The following is a 24,928-nucleotide window of genomic DNA, read 5'->3' on the forward strand; positions in this document are numbered from 1 at the left end:
GGGGGCAGCAACCCGTCAACAATGGCCCGATATTCTTTCAAGCAGACGTCATGACGCCCCGAAGGTTTCAGTGCACGCATTAAATATTTCGTATGCACGCGGATCGCCAAACAACACTATCGAAAGACTAACGCCTGACGCCATCGGTGCAAGTCGAAGTTACATTTAAATCTCCACCAGCGGCGCATGAAAAGGCACGCACACCCTGATTTCACTGACCGCCACACAATTCCATGCTGCTATTTAGTTACGAAAACGTCGCCGCCAAGGCAAAACAACATTCTAACTAATACAAAAGTAAGAATTGGCAAGAAGCGAATTAACGATATGACTTTAGATTGCCCGAGACTTGCGAACACTCAGGGCTAGTCAATATTTCGTCACGCTCAGCCACTCAACATGGAAAACCACGGAAGTTTGACAAGCAAACAATAGCGGCATTTTCGAATCACTCCTCGAACCCGGCCAATTTCGCGTATTGGCCGGGCATGGAAGACACCGATCGAGACACTTGGAGAGCCCCATGAGCACCGTAGTTGCCATCGTAAAAAGCATTGTTGGCCAAGTCATCGCGGTATCCCCGGAAGGCATCCGACGTGTGCTGATAGAAGGCGATCATCTTTATGCGGGTGAGCAGGTGCTGACCGGGCCGGGTGGTGCCGTCACCCTGCAGTTGGCCGACGGTCGCTACCTGGACCTGGGCCGCGACAGCCAGTGGAGTGCCGATACGCCCGACAGCAGCACCGACCTGAGCCAGGCAACGGCGCAGGCGGCCCCCTCGGTCGAGCAGTTGCAGCAGGCGATCCAGGCCGGTGTCGACCCAACCACTGCGCTGGAAGCGACCGCTGCCGGCCCGAGTGCCTCAGGCAGCAGCGGTGCTCTCGGCGGCGGGCACAGTTTCGTGTTGCTCGAGGAAACCGCTGGTGTGGTCGACCCGACCGTGGGCTACCCGACCGGCCCGCTGAATTTCAGCGACGAGCTGCGCTTCGAGCAATTCGCAGGCCTGCAGACCGAGAACACAACGACGCCCTCCGATGCGCCCATTGCCGGCACCGCCGTGGTCTTGAGCGCGACACCGTCGATCAGTGAAGCCGGGGGCACCATCGTCTATGTCGCCACCGTAGGCCAGGCACCGCTCAGCGAGCTGACCGTGACCCTGTCCAATGGCGCGGTCATCGTCATTGCCGCAGGACAGACAAGCGGCTCGGTGAGTGTGGCGGTACCTGCCAATGACACGGTGTATGTCGATGGCCATCAGGTGTCGGCGAGCATCACCGGCACCAGCGGTGGCGGCCTGCCGGTCAGTATCGATGACACACCGGCCACCACCCGCGTAGTCGATACCCAGGACACCACTACCGCGACGCTGTCGGCCAGCCCGACGGTGACCGAGGGTGGTGCCATTACCTATACCGTGACCCTCAGCAACCCCGCCCAGACACCAGTCACCATTACCCTGTCCAACGGCCAGGTCATCAGCATTGGCGCGGGACAGACCAGTGGCAGCGTGTCGCTGCAGACCGCAAACGATGTGTACAAGAGTGGCACCACGCTCAGCACCAGCATCACCTCGGCGAGCGGGGGTAACTTCGAGCACCTGGCCAGCAACCCTGCCCCGGCCCTGACAATCGTCAACGATTCGGCCGACAGCAGTACGGTTACCCTGACCGCGACCCCATCGGTGACCGAGCACGGCACCATTGTGTACACAGCCAGCCTCTCGGCGCCCGTGACGGGTAGCCCGGTGGTGGTGACGCTCGCCAATGGGCAGACCATCACGGTCCCGATTGGTCAAAGTAGCGGCACCGTCAGCGTGCCGGTGGGCAACGATGTGTACCAATCCCAAGGGCAAGTCATCAACAGCATCACCCAGGTCAGTGGTGGCAACTATGAAAACCTGGTGACGAATCAGGCGCCGGTCAGCACCACGGTGAGCGATGCACAGGACACGACTACGGTGACCTTGAGCGCTACCCCGAGCGTTGCCGAAGGTGGCCAGATCATCTACACCGCAACCCTCAGCAACCCAGGCCAGTCTGCGGTCACGGTGACCCTGAGCAACGGCTTGAGCATCGTCATTGCGGCCAACCAGAGTTCGGGCAGCATTTCGGTGGCGGCACCGGGGGATGACCGCTATGTCGATGCGGGGCTCGTCAGTGCACGTATCACCAACGCCACGGGCGGCAACTTTGAAAACCTTGCCGTAAACGGTACCCCTGCGGTAACGGCAATTACCGATACTTCAGACACATCGACGGTGACCTTGACCGCCACACCGGCGGTGGCCGAAGGCGGCACCATCGTCTACACCGCTACGGTCAATGCGCCGGTGACGGGCTCACCGGTCGTGGTCAGCCTGGCCAACGGGCAGACCATCACCATCGCAGTTGGCCAGAGCTCCGGAACTGCCACTGGCACTGTGACCAACGACGTCTACCTGGGCCATGCCCCCGTCACCAACAGCATCACCGGGGTGTCCGGTGGCAACTATGAGAATCTAGTCACCAATCCAGCGCCGGTCAGCACCACCGTAACCGATGTTCAGGACACAGCAACGGTCACCTTGATCGCCACACCCTCGGTGGCCGAGGGTGGCACCATCGTTTACACCGCCACACTGAGTGCGGCAGTCACAGGCTCACCGGTCGTGGTCACTTTGGCCAACGGCCAGACGATCACCATCCCGGTCGGGCAGAGCTCCGGTACGGCCACCGCTGCCGTGACCAATGACGTCTACCAAGGGCACGCACCGGTCACCAACAACATCACTGGGGTGTCCGGTGGCAATTACGAAAATCTCGTCGCCAATCCCGCGCCGGTCAGCACAACTGTCACTGATGTTCAGGACACCACCACCGTTACCTTGACCGCTACGCCATCGGTTGCCGAGGGCGGCACCCTTGTCTATACCGCCACTCTGGGTGCGCCGGTCACCGGCTCTGCAGTAGTGGTGACCTTGACCAATGGGCAAACCATCACCATCGCCGTGGGGCAAAGCTCCGGTACTGTAGTTTCTGCGGTAAGCAACGAGCCGTATCAGTCGCATGCACCCATCAGCAACGGCATTGCGAGTGTCAGTGGGGGCAACTTTGAACACTTGGTGGCCGACCCGGCGACGGTCAGTACGACTGTAAACAATATCCAGGACACCACTACCATCACGTTGACCGCCACGCCGAGCGTGAGCGAGAACGGCACCATCGTGTATACGGCGACGGTGAACGCGCCGGTTACAGGGTCGCCAGTCGTGGTGACGTTAGCCAATGGGCAAACCATCACAATCCCGGTTGGGCAGAGCTCTGGCACTGCGACCGGTGCCGTGACCAACGATGTCTATCAAGGCCACGCCCCGATCACCAACAACATCACCGGTGTGAGCGGCGGCAACTATGAGAACCTGGTCGCCGACCCGGCTCCAGTCAGCACCACAGTCACCGATGTACAGGACACCACCACCGTCACCTTGACCGCCACACCGTCCGTGGCTGAAGGCGGCACGATCATCTACACCGCCAGCGTGGGTGCTCCGGTCACTGGGAGCCCGGTCTTGGTGAGCCTGGCCAACGGTCAGACCATCACCATCCCGGTCGGCCAGAGCTCTGGCACCGCCACCGGCGCCGTCACCAACGATGTCTACCAAGGCCATGCGCCCGTCACCAACAGCATCACTGGGGTGTCCGGCGGCAACTACGAGAGCCTGGTCGCCAATCCGACACCGGTCAGCACCACTGTCACCGATGTGCAGGACACCACAACTGTGACGCTGACCGCCACACCTTCGGTGGCTGAAAGCGGCACCATCGTTTACACCGCCAGCGTGGGTGCTCCAGTCACCGGTAGCCCGGTCGTGGTCACCCTGGCCAATGGGCAGAGCATCACCATCCCGGTCGGCCAGAGCTCCGGCACTGCGACCGGCGCCGTGACCAACGACGTGTATCAGGGCCACGCACCGGTCACCAACAACATCACCGGCGTGTCCGGCGGTAACTACGAGAACCTGGTCGCCAACCCAACGCCTGTGAGCACCACCGTCACCGATGTACAGGACACCACCACCGTCACATTGACCGCCACACCTTCAGTGGCTGAAGGCGGCACGATCATCTACACCGCTTCCGTAGGCACTCCGGTCACCGGCAGCCCGGTCATGATCACCTTGGCCAATGGACAGACCATCACCATCCCGGTCGGACAGAGCTCAGGTACTGCCACCGGTGCCGTGACCAACGATGTCTACCAAGGTCACGCGCCGGTCACCAACAGCATCACCGGCGTATCCGGCGGCAATTACGAGAATCTGGTCGCCAACCCCGCGCCAGTCAGCACTACGGTGACGGATGTTCAGGACACCACCACGGTCACACTGACGGCCACACCATCGGTGGCCGAAGGCGGCACCATCATTTACACCGCCAGCATTAGTGCCCCAGTCACCGGCAGTCCCGTCGTGGTGACCCTGGCCAACGGGCAGACCATCACCATCCCGGTCGGGCAAAGCTCTGGTACCGCCACCGGTGCGGTGACCAATGACGTTTACCAAGGCCATGCTGTTGTGACCAACAGCATCAGCAACGTAAGCGGCGGCAACTATGAAAACCTGGTCGCCAATCCGACACCGGTCAGCACAACCGTCACCGATGTCCAGGACACCACCACCATCACCTTGACCGCCACGCCTTCGGTGGCCGAGGGCGGCACGATCATCTACATCGCTTCCGTCGGCGCCCCGGTCACCGGCAGCCCGGTCGTGGTGAACCTGGCCAACGGCCAAACCATCACCATCCCGGTCGGGCAGAGCTCTGGAACCGCCACCGGTGCCGTGACCAACGATGTCTACCAAGGCCATGCGCCGGTCACCAACAGCATCACTGGAGTATCGGGCGGCGATTACGAGAATCTAGCCGCCGACCCAATGCCGGTCAGCACCACGGTCACCGATATCCAAGACACCACCACAGTTACTTTGACCGCCACGCCCAGCGTGAGCGAAAACGGCACCATCGTTTATACGGCGACAGTTAATGCCCCAGTGACGGAGTCGCCAGTCGTAGTGACTCTGGCCAACGGCCAAACCATCACCATTCCGGTCGGCCAGAGCTCCGGCACCGCGACCGGAGCCGTGACCAACGACGTCTATCAAGGTCATGCCTCGATCACCAACAACATTACCGGCGTGTCGGGCGGTAATTATGAAAACCTGGTCGCCAACCCCGCACCCGTCAACACTACGGTGACAGATGTTCAGGACACCTCCACGGTCACACTGACGGCCACGCCTTCGGTGGCCGAAGGTGGCACCATCATCTACACCGCTAGCGTTGGAGCCCCGGTTACCGGTAGCCCGGTCGTGGTGAGCCTGGCCAACGGTCAGACCATCACCATCCCGGTTGGGCAGAGCACCGGTACCGCGACCGGTGCCGTGACCAATGACGTCTACCAGGGACATGCGCCGGTCACCAACAGCATCACCGGCGTATCCGGCGGCAACTACGAAAACCTGGTCGCCAACCAAGCGCCGGTCAGCACCACTGTCACCGATGTGCAGGACACCAGTACTGTCTTGCTCTCGGCCACTCAAAGCGTCGCCGAAGGCGGCCAGATCGTTTACACCGCAACCCTGACCAACCCGGCGCAATCTGCAGTCACCGTCACCCTGAGCAACGGCCAGACCATTACCATTGGAGCCAACCAGACCTCCGGCAGCGTGACAGTCACCGCCCCAGGTGATGATCCATATGTCGACGCCGATCAAGTCAGTGCGCACATCACCAATGCCAGTGGAGGGAGTTTCGAGAATCTGGCGATCAACAGCACGCCGGCGGTGACCAACGTCACCGATACCACCGACACAACGACAGTTACGCTTACGGCAACACCATCGGTTGCCGAAGGTGGCACCATTGTCTACACCGCCAGCGTGGGTGCCCCGGTCACCGGCAGCCCAGTCGTGGTTGTGCTGGCCAATGGGCAAACCATCACCATTCCGGTCGGGCAGAGCTCTGGCACCGCCACCGGTGCCGTCACCAACGATGTCTACCAAGGCCATGCGCCGGTCACCAACAGCATCTCCGGCGTGTCCGGCGGCAATTATGAGAATTTGGTGGCTGATCCGGCGCCGGTCAGCACCACCGTCACCGATGTACAGGACACCTCCACCGTCACCCTGACGGCCACACCTTCGGTGGCCGAGGGCGGCACCATTGTCTACACCGCCTCTGTCGATGCTCCGGTCACCGGCAGCCCGGTCGTGGTCACCCTGGCCAACGGGCAGACCATCACCATCCCGGTCGGACAGAGCTCCGGCACTGCCACTGGCGCCGTGACCAACGACGTCTACCAAGGCCATGCACCCGTCACCAACAGCATCACCGGCGTGTCCGGTGGCAATTACGAAAATCTGGTCGCAGACCCGGCGCCGGTCAGCACCACCGTCACCGATGTAGAGGACACCAGCACCGTCACATTGACCGCCACACCGTCCGTGGCCGAGGGTGGCACCATCATCTACACCGCCAACGTTAGTGCTCCGGTCACCGGCAGCCCCGTCGTGGTGACCCTGGCCAACGGCCAGACCATCACCATCCCGGTCGGGCAGAGCTCCGGCACCGCGACCGGGGCCGTGACCAACGATGTCTACCAAGGTCACGCGCCGGTCGCCAACAGCATCACCGGCGTATCCGGCGGCAACTACGAAAACCTAATCGCCAACCCAACCCCCGTCAGCACCACCGTCACCGACGAGCAGGACACCACCACCGTCACCTTGACCGCCACACCTTCGGTGGCCGAGGGTGGCACGATCATCTACACCGCCATCGTTGGGGCCCCGGTCACCGGCAGCCCGGTCGTGGTCACCCTGGCCAACGGCCAGACCATCACCATTCCGGTCGGCCAAAGCTCCGGCACTGCCACTGGCGCCGTGACCAATGACGTCTATCAGGGCCACGCCTCCGTCACCAACAGCATCTCCAGCGTGTCCGGCGGTAATTACGAGAATCTGGTCGCCAACCCGACGCCCGTCAGCACTACCGTCACCGATGTGCAGGACACCACCACCGTCACCTTGACCGCCACACCTTCGGTGGCCGAGGGTGGCACCATCATCTACACCGCTTCCGTCGGCGCTCCAGTCACCGGCAACCCGGTCGTAGTCACCCTGGCCAATGGTCAAACCATTACCATTCCGGTCGGGCAAAGCTCTGGCACCGCCACCGGTGCCGTGACCAACGATGTCTACCAAGGCCACGAGCCCGTCACCAACAACATCACCGGTGTGTCCGGCGGCAACTATGAAAACCTGGTCGCCAACCCGGCACCGGTCAGCACCACGGTCACCGATGTACAGGACACCTCCACCGTCACCCTGACCGCTGCACCTTCGGTGGCCGAGGGCGGCACCATTGTCTACACCGCCTCTGTCGATGCTCCGGTTACCGGCAGTCCGGTCGTGGTCACCCTGGCCAATGGTCAAACTATCACCATCCCGGTCGGGCAGAGCTCCGGCACCGCCACTGGCGCCGTCACCAACGACGTCTACCAGGGCCATGCCCCTGTCACCAACAACATCACCGGCGTCTCCGGCGGCAACTATGAAAACCTGGTCGCCAACCCAACCCCCGTCAGCACCACCGTCACCGATGTGCAGGACACTACCACCGTCACCTTGACCGCCACACCTTCGGTCGCCGAAGGCGGCACCATCATCTACACCGCCAGCGTCGGCGCCCCAGTCACCGGCAGCCCAGTGGTTGTCACCCTGGCCAACGGCCAGACCATCACCATCCCGGTCGGCCAGAGTTCCGGCACCGCGACCGGTGCCGTTACCAACGATGTGTATCAGGGCCACGCACCGGTCACCAACAACATTACCGGCGTGTCCGGCGGCAACTACGAGAACCTGGTCGCCAACCAATCGCCTGTGAGCACTACGGTCACCGATATCCAGGACACCACCACGGTTACTTTGACCGCTACGCCTTCGGTGGCTGAAAGCGGCACCATCATTTACACGGCCAGCGTGGGTGCTCCAGTCACCGGTAGCCCGGTCGTGGTCACCCTGACCAACGGGCAGACCATCACCATCCCGGTCGGGCAGAGTTCCGGCACCGCGACCGGGGCCGTGACCAACGATGTCTATCAAGGCCATGCACCGGTCACCAATAGCATCTCCGGCGTGTCCGGTGGCGATTATGAGAATCTGGTCGCCAACCCAGCACCGGTCAGCACCACCATTACCGATGTGCAGGACACCACCACTGTCTCGCTCTCAGCCACTCAAAGCGTCGCCGAAGGCGGCCAGATCGTTTACACCGCAACCCTGACCAACGCGGCGCAATCCGCGGTCACCGTCACCTTGAGCAATGGTCAGACCATCACCATCGGCGCCAACCAGACCTCCGGCAGCGTGACAGTGGCAGCACCCGGCGATGACCCGTATGTCGACGCCGGCCAGGTCAGTGCACGGATCACCAATGCCAGCGGAGGCAATTTCGAAAACCTGGCAATCAACAGCACGCCCGCAGTGACCAACGTCACCGATACCACCGACACGACGACAGTTACGCTCACGGCAACTCCATCGGTAGCCGAGGGTGGCACCATCATTTACACCGCCACTATTGGGGCCCCGGTCACCGGCAGCCCAGTCGTGGTCACCTTGGCCAATGGACAAACCATCACCATTCCGGTCGGCCAGAGCTCCGGCACCGCCACCGGTGCCGTCACCAACGATGTCTACCAAGGCCATGCGCCGGTCACCAACAGCATCTCCGGCGTGTCCGGCGGCAATTACGAAAATCTGGTCGCCAACCCTGCTCCCGTCAGCACCACCGCCACCGATGTGCAGGACACCACCACCGTTACCCTGACGGCCACACCGTCGGTGGACGAAGGCGGAACGATCATCTACACCGCCAGCGTCGGTGCTCCGGTCACTGGCAGCCCGGTCGTGGTCACCCTGGCCAATGGGCAGACCATCACCATCCCGGTCGGACAGAGCTCCAGCACTGCGACCGGCGCCGTGACCAACGACGTCTACCAAGGCCATGCACCCGTCACCAACAGCATCACCGGCGTGTCCGGTGGCAATTATGAAAATCTGGTCGCAGACCCGGCGCCGGTCAGCACCACCGTCACCGATGTGCAGGACACCACTACAGTCACCCTGACCGCCACACCGTCAGTGGCCGAGGGCGGCACGATCATCTACACCGCCAGCGTGGGTGCTCCGGTCACTGGCAGCCCGGTCGTGGTGAGTCTGGCTAATGGGCAAACCATCACCATTCCAGTCGGCCAGAGCACCGGCACTGCGACCGGTGCCGTCACCAATGACGTCTACCAAGGCCACGCACCAGTCACCAACAGCATCACGGGCGTGTCCGGCGGCAATTATGAGAATCTGGTCGCAAACCCAGCACCGGTCAGCACCACCGTTACCGATGTGCAGGACACCACCACTGTCTCGCTCTCAGCCACCCAAAGCGTCGCTGAAGGTGGCCAGATCGTTTACACCGCAACGCTGACCAACGCGGCGCAATCTGCAGTCACCGTCACCTTGAGCAACGGCCAGACCATCACCATCGGCGCCAACCAAACCTCCGGCAGCGTGACAGTGGCAGCACCCGGCGATGACCCGTATGTCGATGCCGGCCAAGTCAGCGCGCGGATCACCAGTGCCAGTGGAGGGAATTTCGAAAATCTGGCGATCAACAGCACGTCTGCGGTAACCAACGTCACCGATACCCCCGACACGACAACTGTCACCCTGACTGCCACCCCATCTGTCGCTGAAGGTGGCACCATCGTCTACACCGCATCCGTCAGCGCTTCGGTCACCGGTAGCCCGGTCGTGGTCACCCTGGCCAACGGCCAGACCATCACCATCCCGGTCGGGCAAAGCTCCGGCACCACCACCGGCGCCGTCACCAACGACGTGTATCAGGGCCACGCCCCCGTCACCAACAGCATCTCCAGCGTGTCCGGCGGCAATTACGAAAATCTGGTCGCCAACCCAGCTCCCGTCAGCACCACCGTCACCGATGTACAGGACACCACCACGGTCACACTGACGGCCACGCCGTCGGTGGCCGAAGGCGGCACCATCATTTACACCGCCAGCGTTGGTGCTCCAGTCACCGGTAGCCCGGTTGTGGTCACCCTGGCCAACGGCCAAACCATCACCATTCCGGTTGGTCAGAGCTCCGGCACTGCCACCGGGGCCGTGACCAATGATGTCTATCAAAGCCACGCGCCCGTCACCAACAACATCACCGGTGTGAGCGGTGGCAACTACGAGAATCTGGTCGCCGATCCGGCGCCGGTCAGCACCACCGTCACCGATGTACAGGACACCACCACCGTCACCTTGACCGCCACACCCTCCGTGTCCGAGGGTGGCACCATCATCTACACCGCCTCCGTAGGTGCCGCGGTCACCGGTAGCCCGGTCGTGGTGACTCTGGCCAATGGTCAGACCATCACCATCCCGGTCGGGCAAAGCTCCGGCACTGCGACCGGCGCCGTGACCAACGATGTCTATCAAGGCCATGCGCCCGTCACCAACAGCATCACTGGGGTTTCGGGCGGCGCCTACGAAAACCTGGTCGCCAACCCGACACCGGTCAGTACCAGCGTCACCGATGTGCAGGACACCACCACCGTCACCTTGACCGCCACACCTTCAGTGGCCGAGGGCGGCACGATCATCTACACCGCTTCCGTCAGTGCGCCGGTTACCGGTAGTCCGGTCGTGGTGAGCCTGGCTAACGGGCAGACCATCACCATCCCGGTCGGGCAAAGCTCCGGCACCGCGACCGGTGCCGTGACCAACGATGTGTATCAGGGCCACGCAGCGGTCACTAACAACATCTCTGGCGTGTCCGGTGGCAACTACGAAAACCTGGTCGCCAACCCGACACCGATCAGCACCAGCGTCACCGATGTGCAGGACACCACCGCCATTACCTTGACGGCCACGCCAACCGTGGCCGAAGGTGGTCAGATCGTCTACACGGCAACCCTCACCAACCCGGCACAAACTGCGGTCACCGTCACCTTGAGCAACGGTCAGACCATCACTATCGGCGCCAACCAGACCTCTGGCACCGTAACAGTCGCCGCCCCAGGCGATGACCCGTATGTCGATGCCGGCCAAGTCAGTGCGCGGATCACCAATGCCAGCGGGGGTAACTTCGAAAACCTGGCGATCAACAGCACGCCAGCGGTGACCAACGTCACCGATACCACCGACACGACGACAGTTACGCTCACGGCGACTCCATCGGTAGCCGAGGGTGGCACCATCGTCTACACCGCATCCGTCGGAGCCCCAGTCACCGGTAGCCCGGTTGTGGTCACCCTGGCCAACGGCCAAACCATCACCATTCCAGTTGGACAGAGCGCCGGCACTGCCACCGGCGCCGTCACCAACGACGTGTACCAGGGCCACGCCCCCGTCACCAACAGCATCTCCGGCGTGTCCGGCGGTAATTACGAGAGTTTGGTCGCCAACCAAACGCCTGTCAGCACCACTGTCACCGATGTGCAGGACACCACCACCGTTACCTTGACCGCTACACCGTCGGTGGCCGAAGGCGGCACCATCATTTACACCGCCAGCGTTGGCGCCCCGGTTACCGGTAGCCCGGTCGTGGTGAGCCTGGCCAACGGCCAAACCATCACCATTCCAGTCGGCCAGAGCTCCGGCACTGCCACCGGCGCCGTGACCAACGACGTCTACCAAGGTCATGCGGCTGTCACCAACAACATCACCAACGTAAGCGGCGGCAACTATGAAAACCTGGTCGCCAACCCGGCACCGGTAAGCACTACAGTGACTGATGTGCAGGACACCACCTCTGTCTCGCTGTCGGCCACCCCAAGCGTGGCCGAAGGCGGCCAGATCGTTTACACGGCAACCCTGACCAACCCAGCGCAGTCAGCAGTAACTGTCACCCTGAGCAATGGTCAGGCCATCACCATCGGTGCTAATCAGACCTCTGGCAGCGTGACAGTCGCCGCGCCAGGCGATGACCCGTATGTCGACGCCGGCCAGGTCAGCGCACGGATAACCAATGCCAGCGGGGGTAACTTCGAAAACCTGACGGTCAACAGCACGCCAGCGGTGACCAACGTCACCGATACCACCGATACAACGACAGTTACGCTCACGGCAACTCCATCGGTAGCCGAGGGTGGCACCATCGTTTACACGGCCACTGTCGGTGCGACGGTTACCGGTAGCCCAGTCGTGGTGAGCCTGGCCAATGGCCAAACCATCACCATCCCGGTCGGCCAGAGTTCCGGCACCGCCACCGGTGCAGTGACCAACGATGTCTACCAAGGCCATGCCCCGGTCACCAACAGCATCTCTGGCGTATCCGGCGGCAATTACGAAAATCTGGTCGCCAACCCTGCTCCCGTCAGCACCACCGTCACCGATGTGCAGGACACCACCACCGTCACCCTGACCGCCACACCGTCGGTGGCCGAGGGCGGCACCATCGTCTACACCGCATCCGTCGGAGCCCCAGTCACCGGTAGCCCGGTTGTGGTCACCCTGGCCAACGGCCAAACCATCACCATTCCAGTTGGACAGAGCTCCGGCACTGCCACTGGCGCCGTGACCAACGACGTCTACCAAGGTCATGCGGCTGTCACCAACAGCATCACCAACGTAAGCGGCGGCAACTATGAAAACCTGGTCGCCAACCCAACGCCTGTGAGCACCACGATCACCGATGTCCAGGACACCACCACGGTCTCGCTCTCGGCTACCCCAAACGTGGCCGAAGGCGGCCAGATCATTTACACGGCAACCCTGACCAATGCAGCTCAGTCGGCGGTTACCGTCACACTGAGTAATGGCCAGACCATCACCATCGGGGCTAATCAGATTTCTAGCAGCGTGACAGTCGCCGCCCCCGGTGATGATCCGTATGTAGATGCCGGCCAGGTCAGTACGCGGATCACCAACGCCACTGGGGGAAATTTCGAAAATCTGGCGATCAACAGTACGCCAGCGGTGACCAACGTCACCGATACCACCGACACGACGACAGTCACGCTCACGGCAACTCCATCGGTCGCCGAAGGTGGGACCATCATTTACACCGCCAACGTTGGTGCTCCAGTCACCGGTAGCCCGGTCGTGGTCACTTTGGCTAACGGCCAGACCATTACTATCCCAGTTGGTCAGAGCTCCGGCACTGCAACTGGTACGGTTACCAACGATGTCTATCAGGGTCACGCGCCGGTCACCAACAGCATCACCGGTGTGAGCGGTGGCAACTACGAGAATCTGGTCGCCAACCCGGCACCGGTCAGCACCAGCGTCACCGATGTGCAGGACACCACCACCGTCACCTTGACCGCCACACCGTCCGTGGCCGAGGGTGGCACGATCATCTACACCGCCAGCGTGGGTGCTCCAGTCACCGGCAGCCCGGTCGTGGTCACCCTAGCCAATGGGCAGACCATCACCATCCCGGTCGGACAGAGTTCCGGCACCGCCACCGGCTCCGTGACCAACGACGTCTACCAGGGCCACGCCCCTGTCACCAACAGCATCACTGGGGTGTCCGGCGGCAACTACGAGAACCTGGTCGCCAACCCAACACCTGTGAGCACTACCGTCACCGATGTGCAGGACACCACCACCGTCACCCTGACCGCCACACCATCCGTGGCCGAAGGCGGCACCATCATTTACACCGCCAGCGTTGGCGCCCCGGTTACCGGTAGCCCGGTCGTGGTGAGCCTGGCCAACGGCCAGACCATCACTATCCCGGTCGGACAGAGTTCCGGCACCGCCACCGGTGCCGTCACCAATGACGTGTATCAGGGCCACGCCCCCGTCACCAACAGCATCTCCGGTGTGTCCGGTGGCAATTATGAGAATCTGGTCGCCAACCAGACGCCTGTCAGCACCACGGTCACCGATGTACAAGACACCACCACTGTCACCTTGACCGCCACACCTTCGGTGGCCGAAGGCGGCACCATCATTTACACCGCCAGCGTCGGTGCACCGGTCACCGGCAGCCCCGTCGTGGTGACACTGGCCAACAGCCAAACCATCACCATTCCAGTCGGCCAGAGCTCCGGCACTGCCACTGGTGCCGTGACCAACGACGTCTACCAAGGTCATGCAGCTGTGACCAACAGCATCAGCAACGTAAGCGGCGGCAACTATGAAAACCTGGTCGCCAACCCGGCACCGGTAAGCACTACAGTGACTGATGTGCAGGACACCACCACTGTCTCGCTCTCAGCCACCCAAAGCGTCGCAGAAGGCGGCCAGATCGTTTACACCGCAACCCTGACCAACGCGGCGCAATCCGCGGTCACCGTCACCTTGAGCAATGGTCAGACCATCACCATCGGCGCCAACCAGACCTCCGGCAGCGTGACAGTGGCAGCACCCGGCGATGACCCGTATGTCGACGCCGGCCAGGTCAGTGCACGGATCACCAATGCCAGCGGAGGCAATTTCGAAAACCTGGCAATCAACAGCACGCCAGCGGTGACCAACGTCACCGATACCACCGACACGACGACAGTTACGCTCACGGCAACTCCATCGGTAGCCGAGGGTGGCACCATCATCTACACCGCTTCCGTCGGCGCTCCAGTCACCGGCAACCCGGTCGTAGTCACCCTGGCCAATGGTCAAACCATCACCATTCCGGTCGGGCAAAGCTCTGGCACGGCCACCGGTGCCGTGACCAACGATGTCTACCAAGGCCACGCGCCCGTCACCAACAACATTAATGGCGTGTCCGGTGGCAACTACGAGAATCTGGTCGCCAACCCGGTACCGGTCAGCACCACCGTCACCGATGTGCAGGACACCACCACCGTCACCCTGACTGCCACGCCTTCAGTGGCCGAGGGTGGCACTATCGTTTACACCGCCAGCGTGGGTGCTCCGGTCACCGGAAGCCCGGTCGTGGTCACCCTGGCCAACGGCCAGACCATCACCATCCCGGTCGGACAGAGTTCCGGCACCGCGACCGGTGCCGTTACCAACGATGTGTATCAGGGCCACGCACCGGTCACCAACAACATTACCGGCGTGTCCGGCGGCAACTACGAGAACCTGGTCGCCAACCAATCGCCTGTGAGCACTACGGTCACCGATATCCAGGACACCACCACGGTTACTTTGACCGCTACACCTTCGGTGGCTGAAAGCGGCACCATCATTTACACCGCCAGCGTGGGTGCTCCAGTCACCGGTAGCCCGGTCGTGGTCACCCTGACCAACGGGCAGACCATCACCATCCCGGTCGGGCAGAGTTCCGGCACCGCGACCGGGGCCGTGACCAACGATGTCTATCAAGGCCATGCACCGGTCACCAACAGCATCACGGGCGTGTCCGGCGGCAATTATGAGAATCTGGTCGCAAACCCAGCACCGGTCAGCACCACCGTTACCGATGTGCAGGACACCACCACTGTCTCGCTCTCAGCCACCCAAAGCGTCGCTGAAGGTGGCCAGATCATCTACACGGCAACCCTGACCAACGCGGCGCAAACCGCAGTCACCGTCACCTTGAGCAACGGTCAGACCATCACCATCGGCGCCAACCAGACCTCTGGCACCGTAACAGTCGCTGCTCCAGGCGATGACCCGTATGTCGACGCCGGCCAGGTCAGTGCACGGATCACCAATGCCAGCGGAGGCAACTTCGAAAGTCTGGCGATCACCAGCACGCCTGCGGTAACCAACGTCACCGATACCACCGACACGACGACAGTTACGCTCACGGCAACTCCATCAGTCGCTGAAGGCGGCACGATCATCTACACCGCCAACGTTGGCGCCCCGGTTACCGGTAGCCCGGTCTTGGTGAGCCTGGCCAATGGCCAAACCATCACCATCCCGGTCGGGCAGAGTTCAGGCACCGCCACCGGCGCCGTCACCAACGACATCTACCAAGGCCACGCACCGGTCACCAACAGCATCACGGGCGTGTCCGGCGGCAACTACGAGAACCTGGTCGCCAACCCGACACCGGTCAGTACCACCGTCAACGATGTGCAGGACACCACCACTGTCTCGCTCTCAGCCACCCAAAGCGTCGCCGAAGGTGGCCAGATCACTTACACCGCAACGCTGACCAACGCAGCGCAATCTGCAGTCACCGTCACCTTGAGCAACGGCCAGACCATCACCATCGGCGCCAACCAGACCTCAGGCAGCGTGACGGTAGCGGCCCCCGGCGATGACCCGTATGTCGATGCCAGCCAAGTCAGCGCGCGGATCACCAGTGCCAGTGGAGGCAATTTCGAAAATCTGGCGGTCAACAGCACGCCAGCGGTGACCAACGTCACCGATACCACCGACACGACGACAGTTACGCTCACGGCAACTCCATCGATAGCCGAGGGCGGCACCATCGTTTACACGGCCACTGTCGGTGCCCCGGTTACCGGTAGTCCGGTCGTGGTGAGCCTGGCTAACGGGCAGACCATCACCATCCCGGTCGGGCAAAGTTCGGGCACTGCGACTGGTGCCGCGACCAACGACGTCTACCAGGGCCATGCCCCGGTCACCAATAACATCACAGGCGTGAGCGGCGGCAACTACGAGAATCTGGTCGCCAACTCAACGCCCGTCAGCACCACCGTCACCGATGTACAGGACACCACCACCGTCACCTTGACCGCCACACCGTCGGTGGCCGAGGGCGGCACCATCGTCTACACCGCATCCGTCGGCGCCCCGGTCACCGGAAGCCCGGTCGTGGTCACCTTGGCTAACGGACAAACCATCACCATTCCGGTCGGCCAGAGTTCCGGCACCGCCACCGGTGCCGTCACCAACGATGTCTACCAAGGCCATGCCCCGGTCACCAACAACATCACCGGCGTGTCCGGCGGCAATTACGAGAACCTGGTCGCCAACCAAACACCTGTGAGCACCACGGTCACCGATGTGCAGGACACCACCACCGTCACACTGACCGCCACACCGTCGGTGGCCGAAGGTGGCACCATCATTTACACCGCCAGCGTTGGCGCCCCAGTTACCGGAAGCCCGGTCGTAGTCACCCTGGCCAACGGCCAGACCATCACTATCCCGGTCGGCCAAAGCACCGGCACCGCCACCGGTGCCGTCACCAACGATGTCTACCAAGGCCATGCCCCGGTCACCAACAACATCACCGGCGTGTCCGGCGGCAATTACGAAAACCTGGTCGCCAACCAAACACCTGTGAGCACCACGGTCACCGATGTCCAGGACACCACCACCGTCACCCTGACCGCCACACCATCGGTGGCCGAGGGCGGCACCATCGTTTACACCGCCACTGTTGGAGCCCCGGTCACCGGCAGCCCTGTCGTAGTGACCCTGACCAACGGCCAGACCATCACCATCCCGGTCGGCCAAAGCTCTGGCACCGCGACCGGAGCCGTCACCAACGACGTCTACCAGGGCCATGCGGCTGTCACCAACAGCATCAGCAACGTAAGCGGCGGCAACTACGAGAATCTGGTGGCGAACAAAAGTGTGGTCAGCAGCACCGTCACGGATGTCCAGGACACCACCACCCTTACCTTGACAGCCACCCCAACCGTCGCCGAAGGCGGCCAGATCATCTACACGGCAACGCTCACCAATCCAGCGCAAACCGCGGTCACCGTCACCCTGAGCAACGGCCAGACGATCACCATTGGCGCCAACCAGTCCTCGGGCAGCGTCACGGTGGCCGCACCTATCGATGACGTCTACATCGATGCCGGCCCCGTCAGCGCCACCATCACCAATGCCAACGGTGGGAGCTTCGAGAACCTGGTGATCAACCCAGCGCCTGCGGTCACCGCAGTCACCGACACGCTGAACACCACCACCCTTGGCATCACCGGTACCGCAGCGGTGGCCGAAGGCAACAACGCCACCTACACCCTGACCCTGAGCAACGCCCCGCAAACCGATGTGACCGTCAAGCTGAGCTACAGCGGCACTGCCACCAATGGCGTCGACTACACCGGCGTGGCCACCGTGGTGATAAAGGCCAACAGTACCCAGGCAACCTTCACCATCCCAACCCTCAAGGACGCCATCACCGAAGGCACCGAGCAGTTCAACGTGAAGATCGACTCGGCCACTGGCGGCAATTTCGAGGGCTTGGTGGTCAACGGCAGTGCCGCCAGCGTCACGACCCAAATCTACGAACCCGCCCCGGTGCTGGACCTCGATGCCAACGACTCCAGCGGCAAGACCGGCGCGGACTACCAGACCACCTTCACCGAGAACGGCAGCGGCAATTCGATCAGTGACCTGGATATCTCCATCACCGACTTCGACAGCAGCCAGCTCACCGGCGCCACCGTCACCCTGACCAACCGCCAGCCGGGCGATGCCCTTAATCTGGGCACTAGCGTCAACGGCATCACCATCACGTCCAGCGTGACCGACGGCAAGGTGGTGCTGACCCTGAGTGGTAACGCGACGCTGGCTGACTACATGCAAGCGATCAAGAACGTCACCTTCGTCAACACCAGCGAAGACCCAAGCACCACGCCTAGGGTCATCACCGTGACGGTGACCGATGGAGTCAACGTTTCCAATACCGCGACCACCACCGTCAACGTGATCGCGGTCAACGACGCGCCGGTCACCACGGGTGGTGCCGTCACCGGCAGCGAAGACACCGACCTGGTGCTGAACTGGAGTGACTTCAACGTCACCGATGTGGATAGCCCGGCCGCAAACCTGAGTGTGACGATCACCAAGCTGCCCGACCTGGGCAACCTGAAGTACTTCAACGGCACAGCTTGGGTAAACGTGACGCTCAACCAGACCGTGAGCCAGGCCGACATCACCGCTGGCAAACTCAAGTTCGTGCCACTGGCGAACCAGTCAGGTGCCGACGGCTATGGCGGAACCGGTGTGGGCAACAAGCAGGCCGACTACGCACAGCTCAAGTACAAACCCACCGACGGCATCACCGCCGGCAGCGAAGCCACGATGAAAGTGGACATCACGCCCGTCGCGGACAAGCCGGACCTGAGCATCGGCAACAACAACGTCAACTCCCTGGGCCTGACCAAGGAAACCTGGAACAGCCTCACCGGCCTGGGCACCAATGGCAATGGCATCACCGGCGATGCGCTGAAAACCGTATTCGCCAACTCTGGCAGCGCCAGCAAGACCGAGACCACCACCAATGTGCAGTCCGATGCCAGCGTCACCGCCCAGAGCGGCTCGAAGACCTCCGGCATCATCTACCTGGAAGCCGGCAAGACCTATACGTTCAGCGGCACCGCCGACGACAGCCTGCTGGTGAACATCGGTGGCAAGAACGTGGTCACCGCAACCTGGGGCGCCGGTGGCACTGTCTCGGGCAGTTACACGCCAAGTGTCAGTGGTTACTACACCCTGGAGATCTACCACGCCAACCAGGCAGGCCCGGGCAGCTACGACGTCAACATCAAGGTTGGCAGCGGGCTGGTTGGCGACCTGAACAGCGCGACCATTCCGATGTACCCCAACGTCACCGAGCTGGGTAACGCCGGGGTCACGGTGTCCGACCTGCACGGCAGCAACGGCCAGGGCTACTACGATGGATTCAAGCTCAACGAAGGGCCGGAAAACGGCAGCGTCAAACTGGTGGGCATCAGCACCAGCCTGACCGACACCGACGGTTCGGAGACTTTGAGTGTCAAGCTTGGCGGTATTCCGGCAGGCTCGGTGATCAGCGACAATGCGGGGCATAGCGTCACCGTAGGTACAACCGCGATTGATGTCACCGGCTGGAACCTGGGCAGCCTGGCGATCAAACCTCCGGCCTACTACTCCGGCCAGTTCGACGTGAAGGTCACCTCCACTTCCAGCGAAAGCGTGGGAGGCAGCCAGGCGATCAACGAGGGCACGGTGAAAGTCACCGTCTACCCGGAAACCTACACCTCCAGCAACCTGGGCACCGACAGTGACACTGCGACCGGTACCGTCAACAACGACATTATCGTCGCCGATGTGACGGGCCTGCACGTCGTGGCCGGGAAGGATTACAACATCGCCTTCATCGTCGATACGTCGGGCAGCATGGGCTCGTCCGGTGTGGATGCCGCCAAGGCCTCAATGGAGTCTGTCTTCAAGACCTTGGCGGCCAGTGTCAAAGGCGCCCAATCCGGCACGGTAAACATCCTGCTGGTGGACTTCGCCAGCCAGGTCAAGAGCTCCATCTCGGTCACCCTCAACGACGCAGGCCTCAAGACATTGCTCAACGCACTGGGCACCATGAGCTCAGAGGGCGGTACAAACTACGAGGATGCCTTCAAGACCACCGCCAACTGGTTCCAGAACCTGAAGAATGCTGGCAACACCGGCAGCAACCAGACGTTCTTCATCACCGATGGCCAACCGACGTACTACCAAACCGACGAGCAGACCAACCCCGCCTTGGCCAACAGCAGCGTCAAGCTCGATACCTTCCTCAGCAATATCAGCTACAAGACCGGCGACACCGTCACCAACTACCAGCTCGACACCACCAACAGAGTATCGATCGACAGCAACGGCAAACTGACCGCCGAGACACGCGGCAACTTCGATGTGCTGACCTGGAGCTACAAGTGGAACACCGTGACCACCGGCAACATCCGCGCCGAGGGTAACGGTGGCTACGAGCTGTCGACCCGTGCCGGTACCGGCAGCTCCACCAACAACGCGACCCTGACCAACTCCAACGACAGCTTCAAGATCCTCGCCGCGCTGTCGACGGTGGAGGCCATCGGCTTGAACACTGGCGTCGATACGAACGACCTGAAACCGTTCGACTCGGACAAGACCCCGCAAACCAACATCGACCCCAGCAAATTGGCAGATGCCATCCTGGGCCACACCGAAGTGACGCTGCCCGGCTCCGACAAAGTCGACGGCGGCGACGGCCACGACATCATCTTCGGCGACCTGGTGACCTTCGACTCGATCCCCGGCACCGGCGTGGAAGCAATCCAGACCTACGTCGCCCTCAAGCTGGGCGTGGATGCGGGTGACGTGGATGCGCGGGCGATGCACAAGTACGTGTCCGAGCATTACACCGAGTTCGACGTCTCGCGCACCAACGATGGTGCAGACACATTGATGGGCGGTGCTGGCAACGACATCATCTTCGGCCAGGGCGGAAACGACTACCTCGATGGCGGCAAGGGCAATGACATCCTGCTGGGGGGTACGGGCAACGACACCTTGCTGGGTGGTGAAGGCAACGACCTGCTGTTCGGCGGGGCCGGCAATGACGCCCTAACCGGTGGCAAGGGCAATGACATCCTCAGTGGCGGCGCGGGCGCGGACACCTTCGTCTGGAAGCTCGGCGACATTGGCCAGGATGTGATCAAGGACTTCAAGCTGAGCGAGGGCGACCGTCTGGACCTGAGTGACCTTCTGCAGGGCGAGCGCGGGACAACGATCGACAACTATCTGAAGATCACTACCGTGGGCGGTGAGTCGACCCTTCAAATCAGTACGGAGGGCAAGCTCAACGCTACTGGAGGGCTGGCCAATGCCGATGTCTCGATCAAGCTCGAGGGCGTCAACTGGTCCAACACCACGATCAATTCGCTGATCAGTGGTGCCGACCCGACCATCAAGATCGACAATTCCAACAACTGACCAGCAGGCGCAGCGCGGGAACTTTGCCTAAGCTGCGCATAGCCCAACCGTTAAGGAACTCATGTGACGAGGATGGATGCCATGTTCTACGTGCAACGCGACAGCGAGGGGGAATTGCTGCGGGTTGAAGCCGCCCCCTTCGAGGGCTTCGCGGAAATCCTCCCGGCCGACCATGCCGAGATCCAGGAGTGGTTTGCCGACGATGTCGTCGAAAACAGCCTGAAGCAACTCAAGCAGAGCGACCTGGACATGATCCGGGTGCTCGAGGACTTGATCGAGGTGCTGACCACCAAAGGCGTGATCAGCATCACCGACCTACCCGTAGGCGCCCAGGCCAAGCTCCTCAACCGCTCTTCGGCCCGTAGAGCATTGGGTAGCCTGAACAACCTGATCGAAGAGGAAAGCGAAGGTGGGTTGATTTGAGGGCAGCCAGCCAGCGCCTGCAGGTGCGGCGGTGATCCAGAGGTCGGCGCGATCCCTGTGGGAGCCGGCTTGCCGGCGATGCAGGCAACGCGGTGCATGGCACCGGCTGCGCCGGTGATCGCCGGCAAGCCGGCTCCCACAACGACCGCACGTTCAACGCCAAGGCGCAGGTTCGCCCACCAGCTGCCCCTGAATACCCTCCACCCCCATCTCCCGCAGCACGCTTAGCTCCCCTTCCGTTTCCACCCGCTCGGCAATCAATGGCAGGTCGATGCCATGCGCCGCCCGTTGAATGGCCTCGATGAACAGGCGTTTGTGCTGTTCGTGGTCGATGTTGCGGATATAGCTGCCATCCACCTTGAGATAGGCCAGGCCCAGATGGGCCAAGTTGCCAATCATGCTGAAGCGCCCGCCAAAGCGCTGTAGCGCCAGCCCGAAACCGAGCCCACGGAGGCGTCGCGTCAATTGCTCGAGCATCGACTGGTCGGGTAACTGTTCTTCGCCGATCTCGAAAATCAGCCGCGGCCCCAACGCAGCATTCTGGCCCAGCAATTCATAAATTCGTTTCAACGCTTCAGGGTCGGCCAAGGTTGCGCCAGACAGGTTGAGCGCCAGCACCTGGTCATGGCCACGCAGGTGCGCCAGCACCTTTTCCAGCATCAGCACGTCCAGCCGGGCCATCCAGCCAAAACGTTCGAGCCAGGGTAAGAACCGGCCTGCCGTCAGAGCATCGCCGTGGCCATCATTGAGCCGGGAAATGACTTTGTGGTGGAGCACTCGCTCGATGGCCTGGCTGGCCACTACCGGCTGGAAGAACAGTTCGAAATGGCCGTTGATGAAAGCCCTCTCCAGCCGCGTGTGCCAGTCGTGCTGGCTGTCCCCGGCCACGGCCGCAGCACCCTGTTCAAGGCACACCCAACCCGGGTTCGGCTGGTTCTCGGCCCGCGCCAGGGCCTCGTCCGCCAGCTTCAGCAGCGTCTGTGGTGCGTCACCCGGGCTGTAAGGTGCCAGGCCGATGCAGGCCACGGGGTCGACATCGCTAGCCCCCGTGTCATGCAAGCTGTGCAACGAGGCTTCAAGTGCCTGAGCCAGCTTCACCGCCTCTTCATGCACCATGCCCGGCGCCAGCACCGCGAATTCGCCACCTCGGCTGCGCGAAATCAGGTCTTTGGTTTCCGGAAAACCGGCACAGGTACGGCGCAGTTGCTCGCCCACCGCCTGCAGCAACTGGTCGGTCAGCTGGCCACCCAAGCGCGCATTGAGGCCCGCCAGGTCCTGCACCCGAAGCAATAGCAGGTAACCGGCCCGGGCCTCCTCCAGGTTGCTGACCCGAGCATTGAGCTGCATTTCGAAGTAGCGCCGGTTGGACAGCCCGGTGAGGCCGTCCTGGTAGGACTCCGCCCGCAGCCGCTCGCTGCGCTCGGCCTGCTCGGTGAACAACGCCTTGAGCTTTTCGACCATCTGGTTCATGGCCTGCACAACGCGACGCAACTCAGGTGTACGTGGAAGCTCAGGCGAGCTGAGGAACTCTCGGCGGGCAATGGCGTGGGACTGCTCGACCATGTAGTCCAGCGGCCGCAGCTGCCGGCGCAGCAACAACGCACCCAGCACGGCGCTGACCACACCACACAACAACAACCAGCCCAGGCTGCCCAGCGCGCTTTGCCAGAGTTTGGCTACCGCGAACATCGGATGGCTGACCACCTCGACACGCGCAGCCTGTTGCCAGCCGCGGCTGACGATTGCATCCCCACCCGCAGGCTCAAGGCCGATCATGCGCACGAACCAGGCTGGCACACCACTGCTGTCGGGCTCGGCATGGCGCTCGACCAAGGTGGCGTTGGAGTCCAGGTCGACCACCTTGATGCTCGCGTAGTAGCCACTGTCGAAAATGGAACTGACCATCAACTCGACCATTGCGGGGTCGTCGATATTGGGGGTCAAAGACAAGGCCAGCGCTGTGGCCGCGTCCTGCGCATGCGAGCGCAACTGGTTGACGTACTGGCTGCGCGAGCTTTCCAGGCTGACCATGAAGCTTCCACTGAAAGCGACGACCAGGAACAGGCAAATAGCCAACAGCAATTGTTTGAACAGTGACATCTGCGCTCCCTCAGTAAACCGGTTCGGCCGGGAACCCTTCGGCCTGCATTTTCTTCAACAGATCCTGCCAACGTGACAAGCGTTTGGTATCGCCTACTTTCTTGTTGCCGGTGGCGCCGGTCAGCCACAGGCCTTCGCCGTTGAAGGCATACACCGGTAGCAGGTCGGTGCGCTGGCTCGCAGGCTTGATGGCATCCATCAGGCTATCGAGTACCAGCGGCTGGGCCTGTGGGCTTGAATAATAGGTCAGGACCATGTGCGCCCTGTTCTGCCGCAAGGCTTTGACGTAGGTGATTCGCAGCTTTTCGCTAGGGATGCCCATGCGCCGCAGGCTGAAGTACTTGGCGATAGCGTAGTCCTCGCAATCGCCAGCCCCTTTGATCAAGGCCTGGATGGGGGTGGCCCAATAATCGGTTTCATGCCACAGGTCGACATCTTCGACATAGCGCAACTGCTGGTTGAAGAAGCGGTTGACCGCCTGCAGCCGCTCCAGCTCGCTGCCTTGCTGTTGTGTGGCCATCAGGTGCTGCCAGGCATCGATACGCGCCTGTCCTGCGCCCAGCGGACCGTAAAGCGCCTGCGACTTGCGGCTGATCTGGGAAAAATCCCAGTCCGCGTGCAGAGCGCCCAGCAACAGGCCTGCCAGCAGTGTGGCAAGGCCAAAACAGCGCACGACGGTTTTGAGTATCCAGGATATCGCCACTGCGAAGACCTGTTCAGGCCAGCCGAATGCAGCGATGGTGCGGCTTGCCAGGGTAAAAAACAATGGCGCTCAGCAATCAC

4 protein-coding genes are annotated in these 24,928 nt (G+C 62.1%); 2 read left to right on the forward strand and 2 right to left on the reverse strand.

Translation table 11 applies throughout. From position 1 onward, the window contains the following. Positions 1 to 523: 523 nt before the first annotated feature. Positions 524 to 21,622 (forward strand): immunoglobulin-like domain-containing protein, encoded by a 21,099-nt coding sequence (locus tag PspTeo4_RS20375; RefSeq protein WP_322365756.1) that lies wholly within the window; start codon positions 524 to 526, stop codon positions 21,620 to 21,622. An 81-nt stretch (positions 21,623 to 21,703) separates the two neighbouring features. Then, on the forward strand, positions 21,704 to 22,045 hold the full coding sequence (locus tag PspTeo4_RS20380) for a tryptophan synthase subunit beta (protein ID WP_322365757.1): 342 nt from the start codon (positions 21,704 to 21,706) through the stop codon (positions 22,043 to 22,045). Between the two features lie 153 nt (positions 22,046 to 22,198). On the opposite strand, the gene lapD is transcribed toward PspTeo4_RS20380, so the two are convergent. After that, complete coding sequence (lapD, locus tag PspTeo4_RS20385; protein ID WP_322365758.1) at positions 22,199 to 24,145, reverse strand: cyclic di-GMP receptor LapD; 1,947 nt, start codon at positions 24,143 to 24,145, stop codon at positions 22,199 to 22,201. Positions 24,146 to 24,155: 10 nt separating this feature from the next. Further along, positions 24,156 to 24,899, reverse strand: coding sequence for a cysteine protease LapG (lapG, locus tag PspTeo4_RS20390; RefSeq protein WP_322366906.1), 744 nt, complete (start codon positions 24,897 to 24,899; stop codon positions 24,156 to 24,158). Positions 24,900 to 24,928 lie beyond the last annotated feature (29 nt).

This window comes from Pseudomonas sp. Teo4 (assembly GCF_034387475.1).
In the GTDB taxonomy this organism is placed as follows: domain Bacteria; phylum Pseudomonadota; class Gammaproteobacteria; order Pseudomonadales; family Pseudomonadaceae; genus Aquipseudomonas.

Bases quoted from the DNA above. Each gene is read 5' to 3' on its own strand.
- PspTeo4_RS20380 (WP_322365757.1), top strand. From the start codon at position 21,704: ATGTTCTACGTGCAACGCGACAGCGAGGGGGAATTGCTGCGGGTTGAA.
- lapD (WP_322365758.1), bottom strand. From the start codon at position 24,145: ATGTCACTGTTCAAACAATTGCTGTTGGCTATTTGCCTGTTCCTGGTC.
- PspTeo4_RS20375 (WP_322365756.1), top strand. From the start codon at position 524: ATGAGCACCGTAGTTGCCATCGTAAAAAGCATTGTTGGCCAAGTCATC.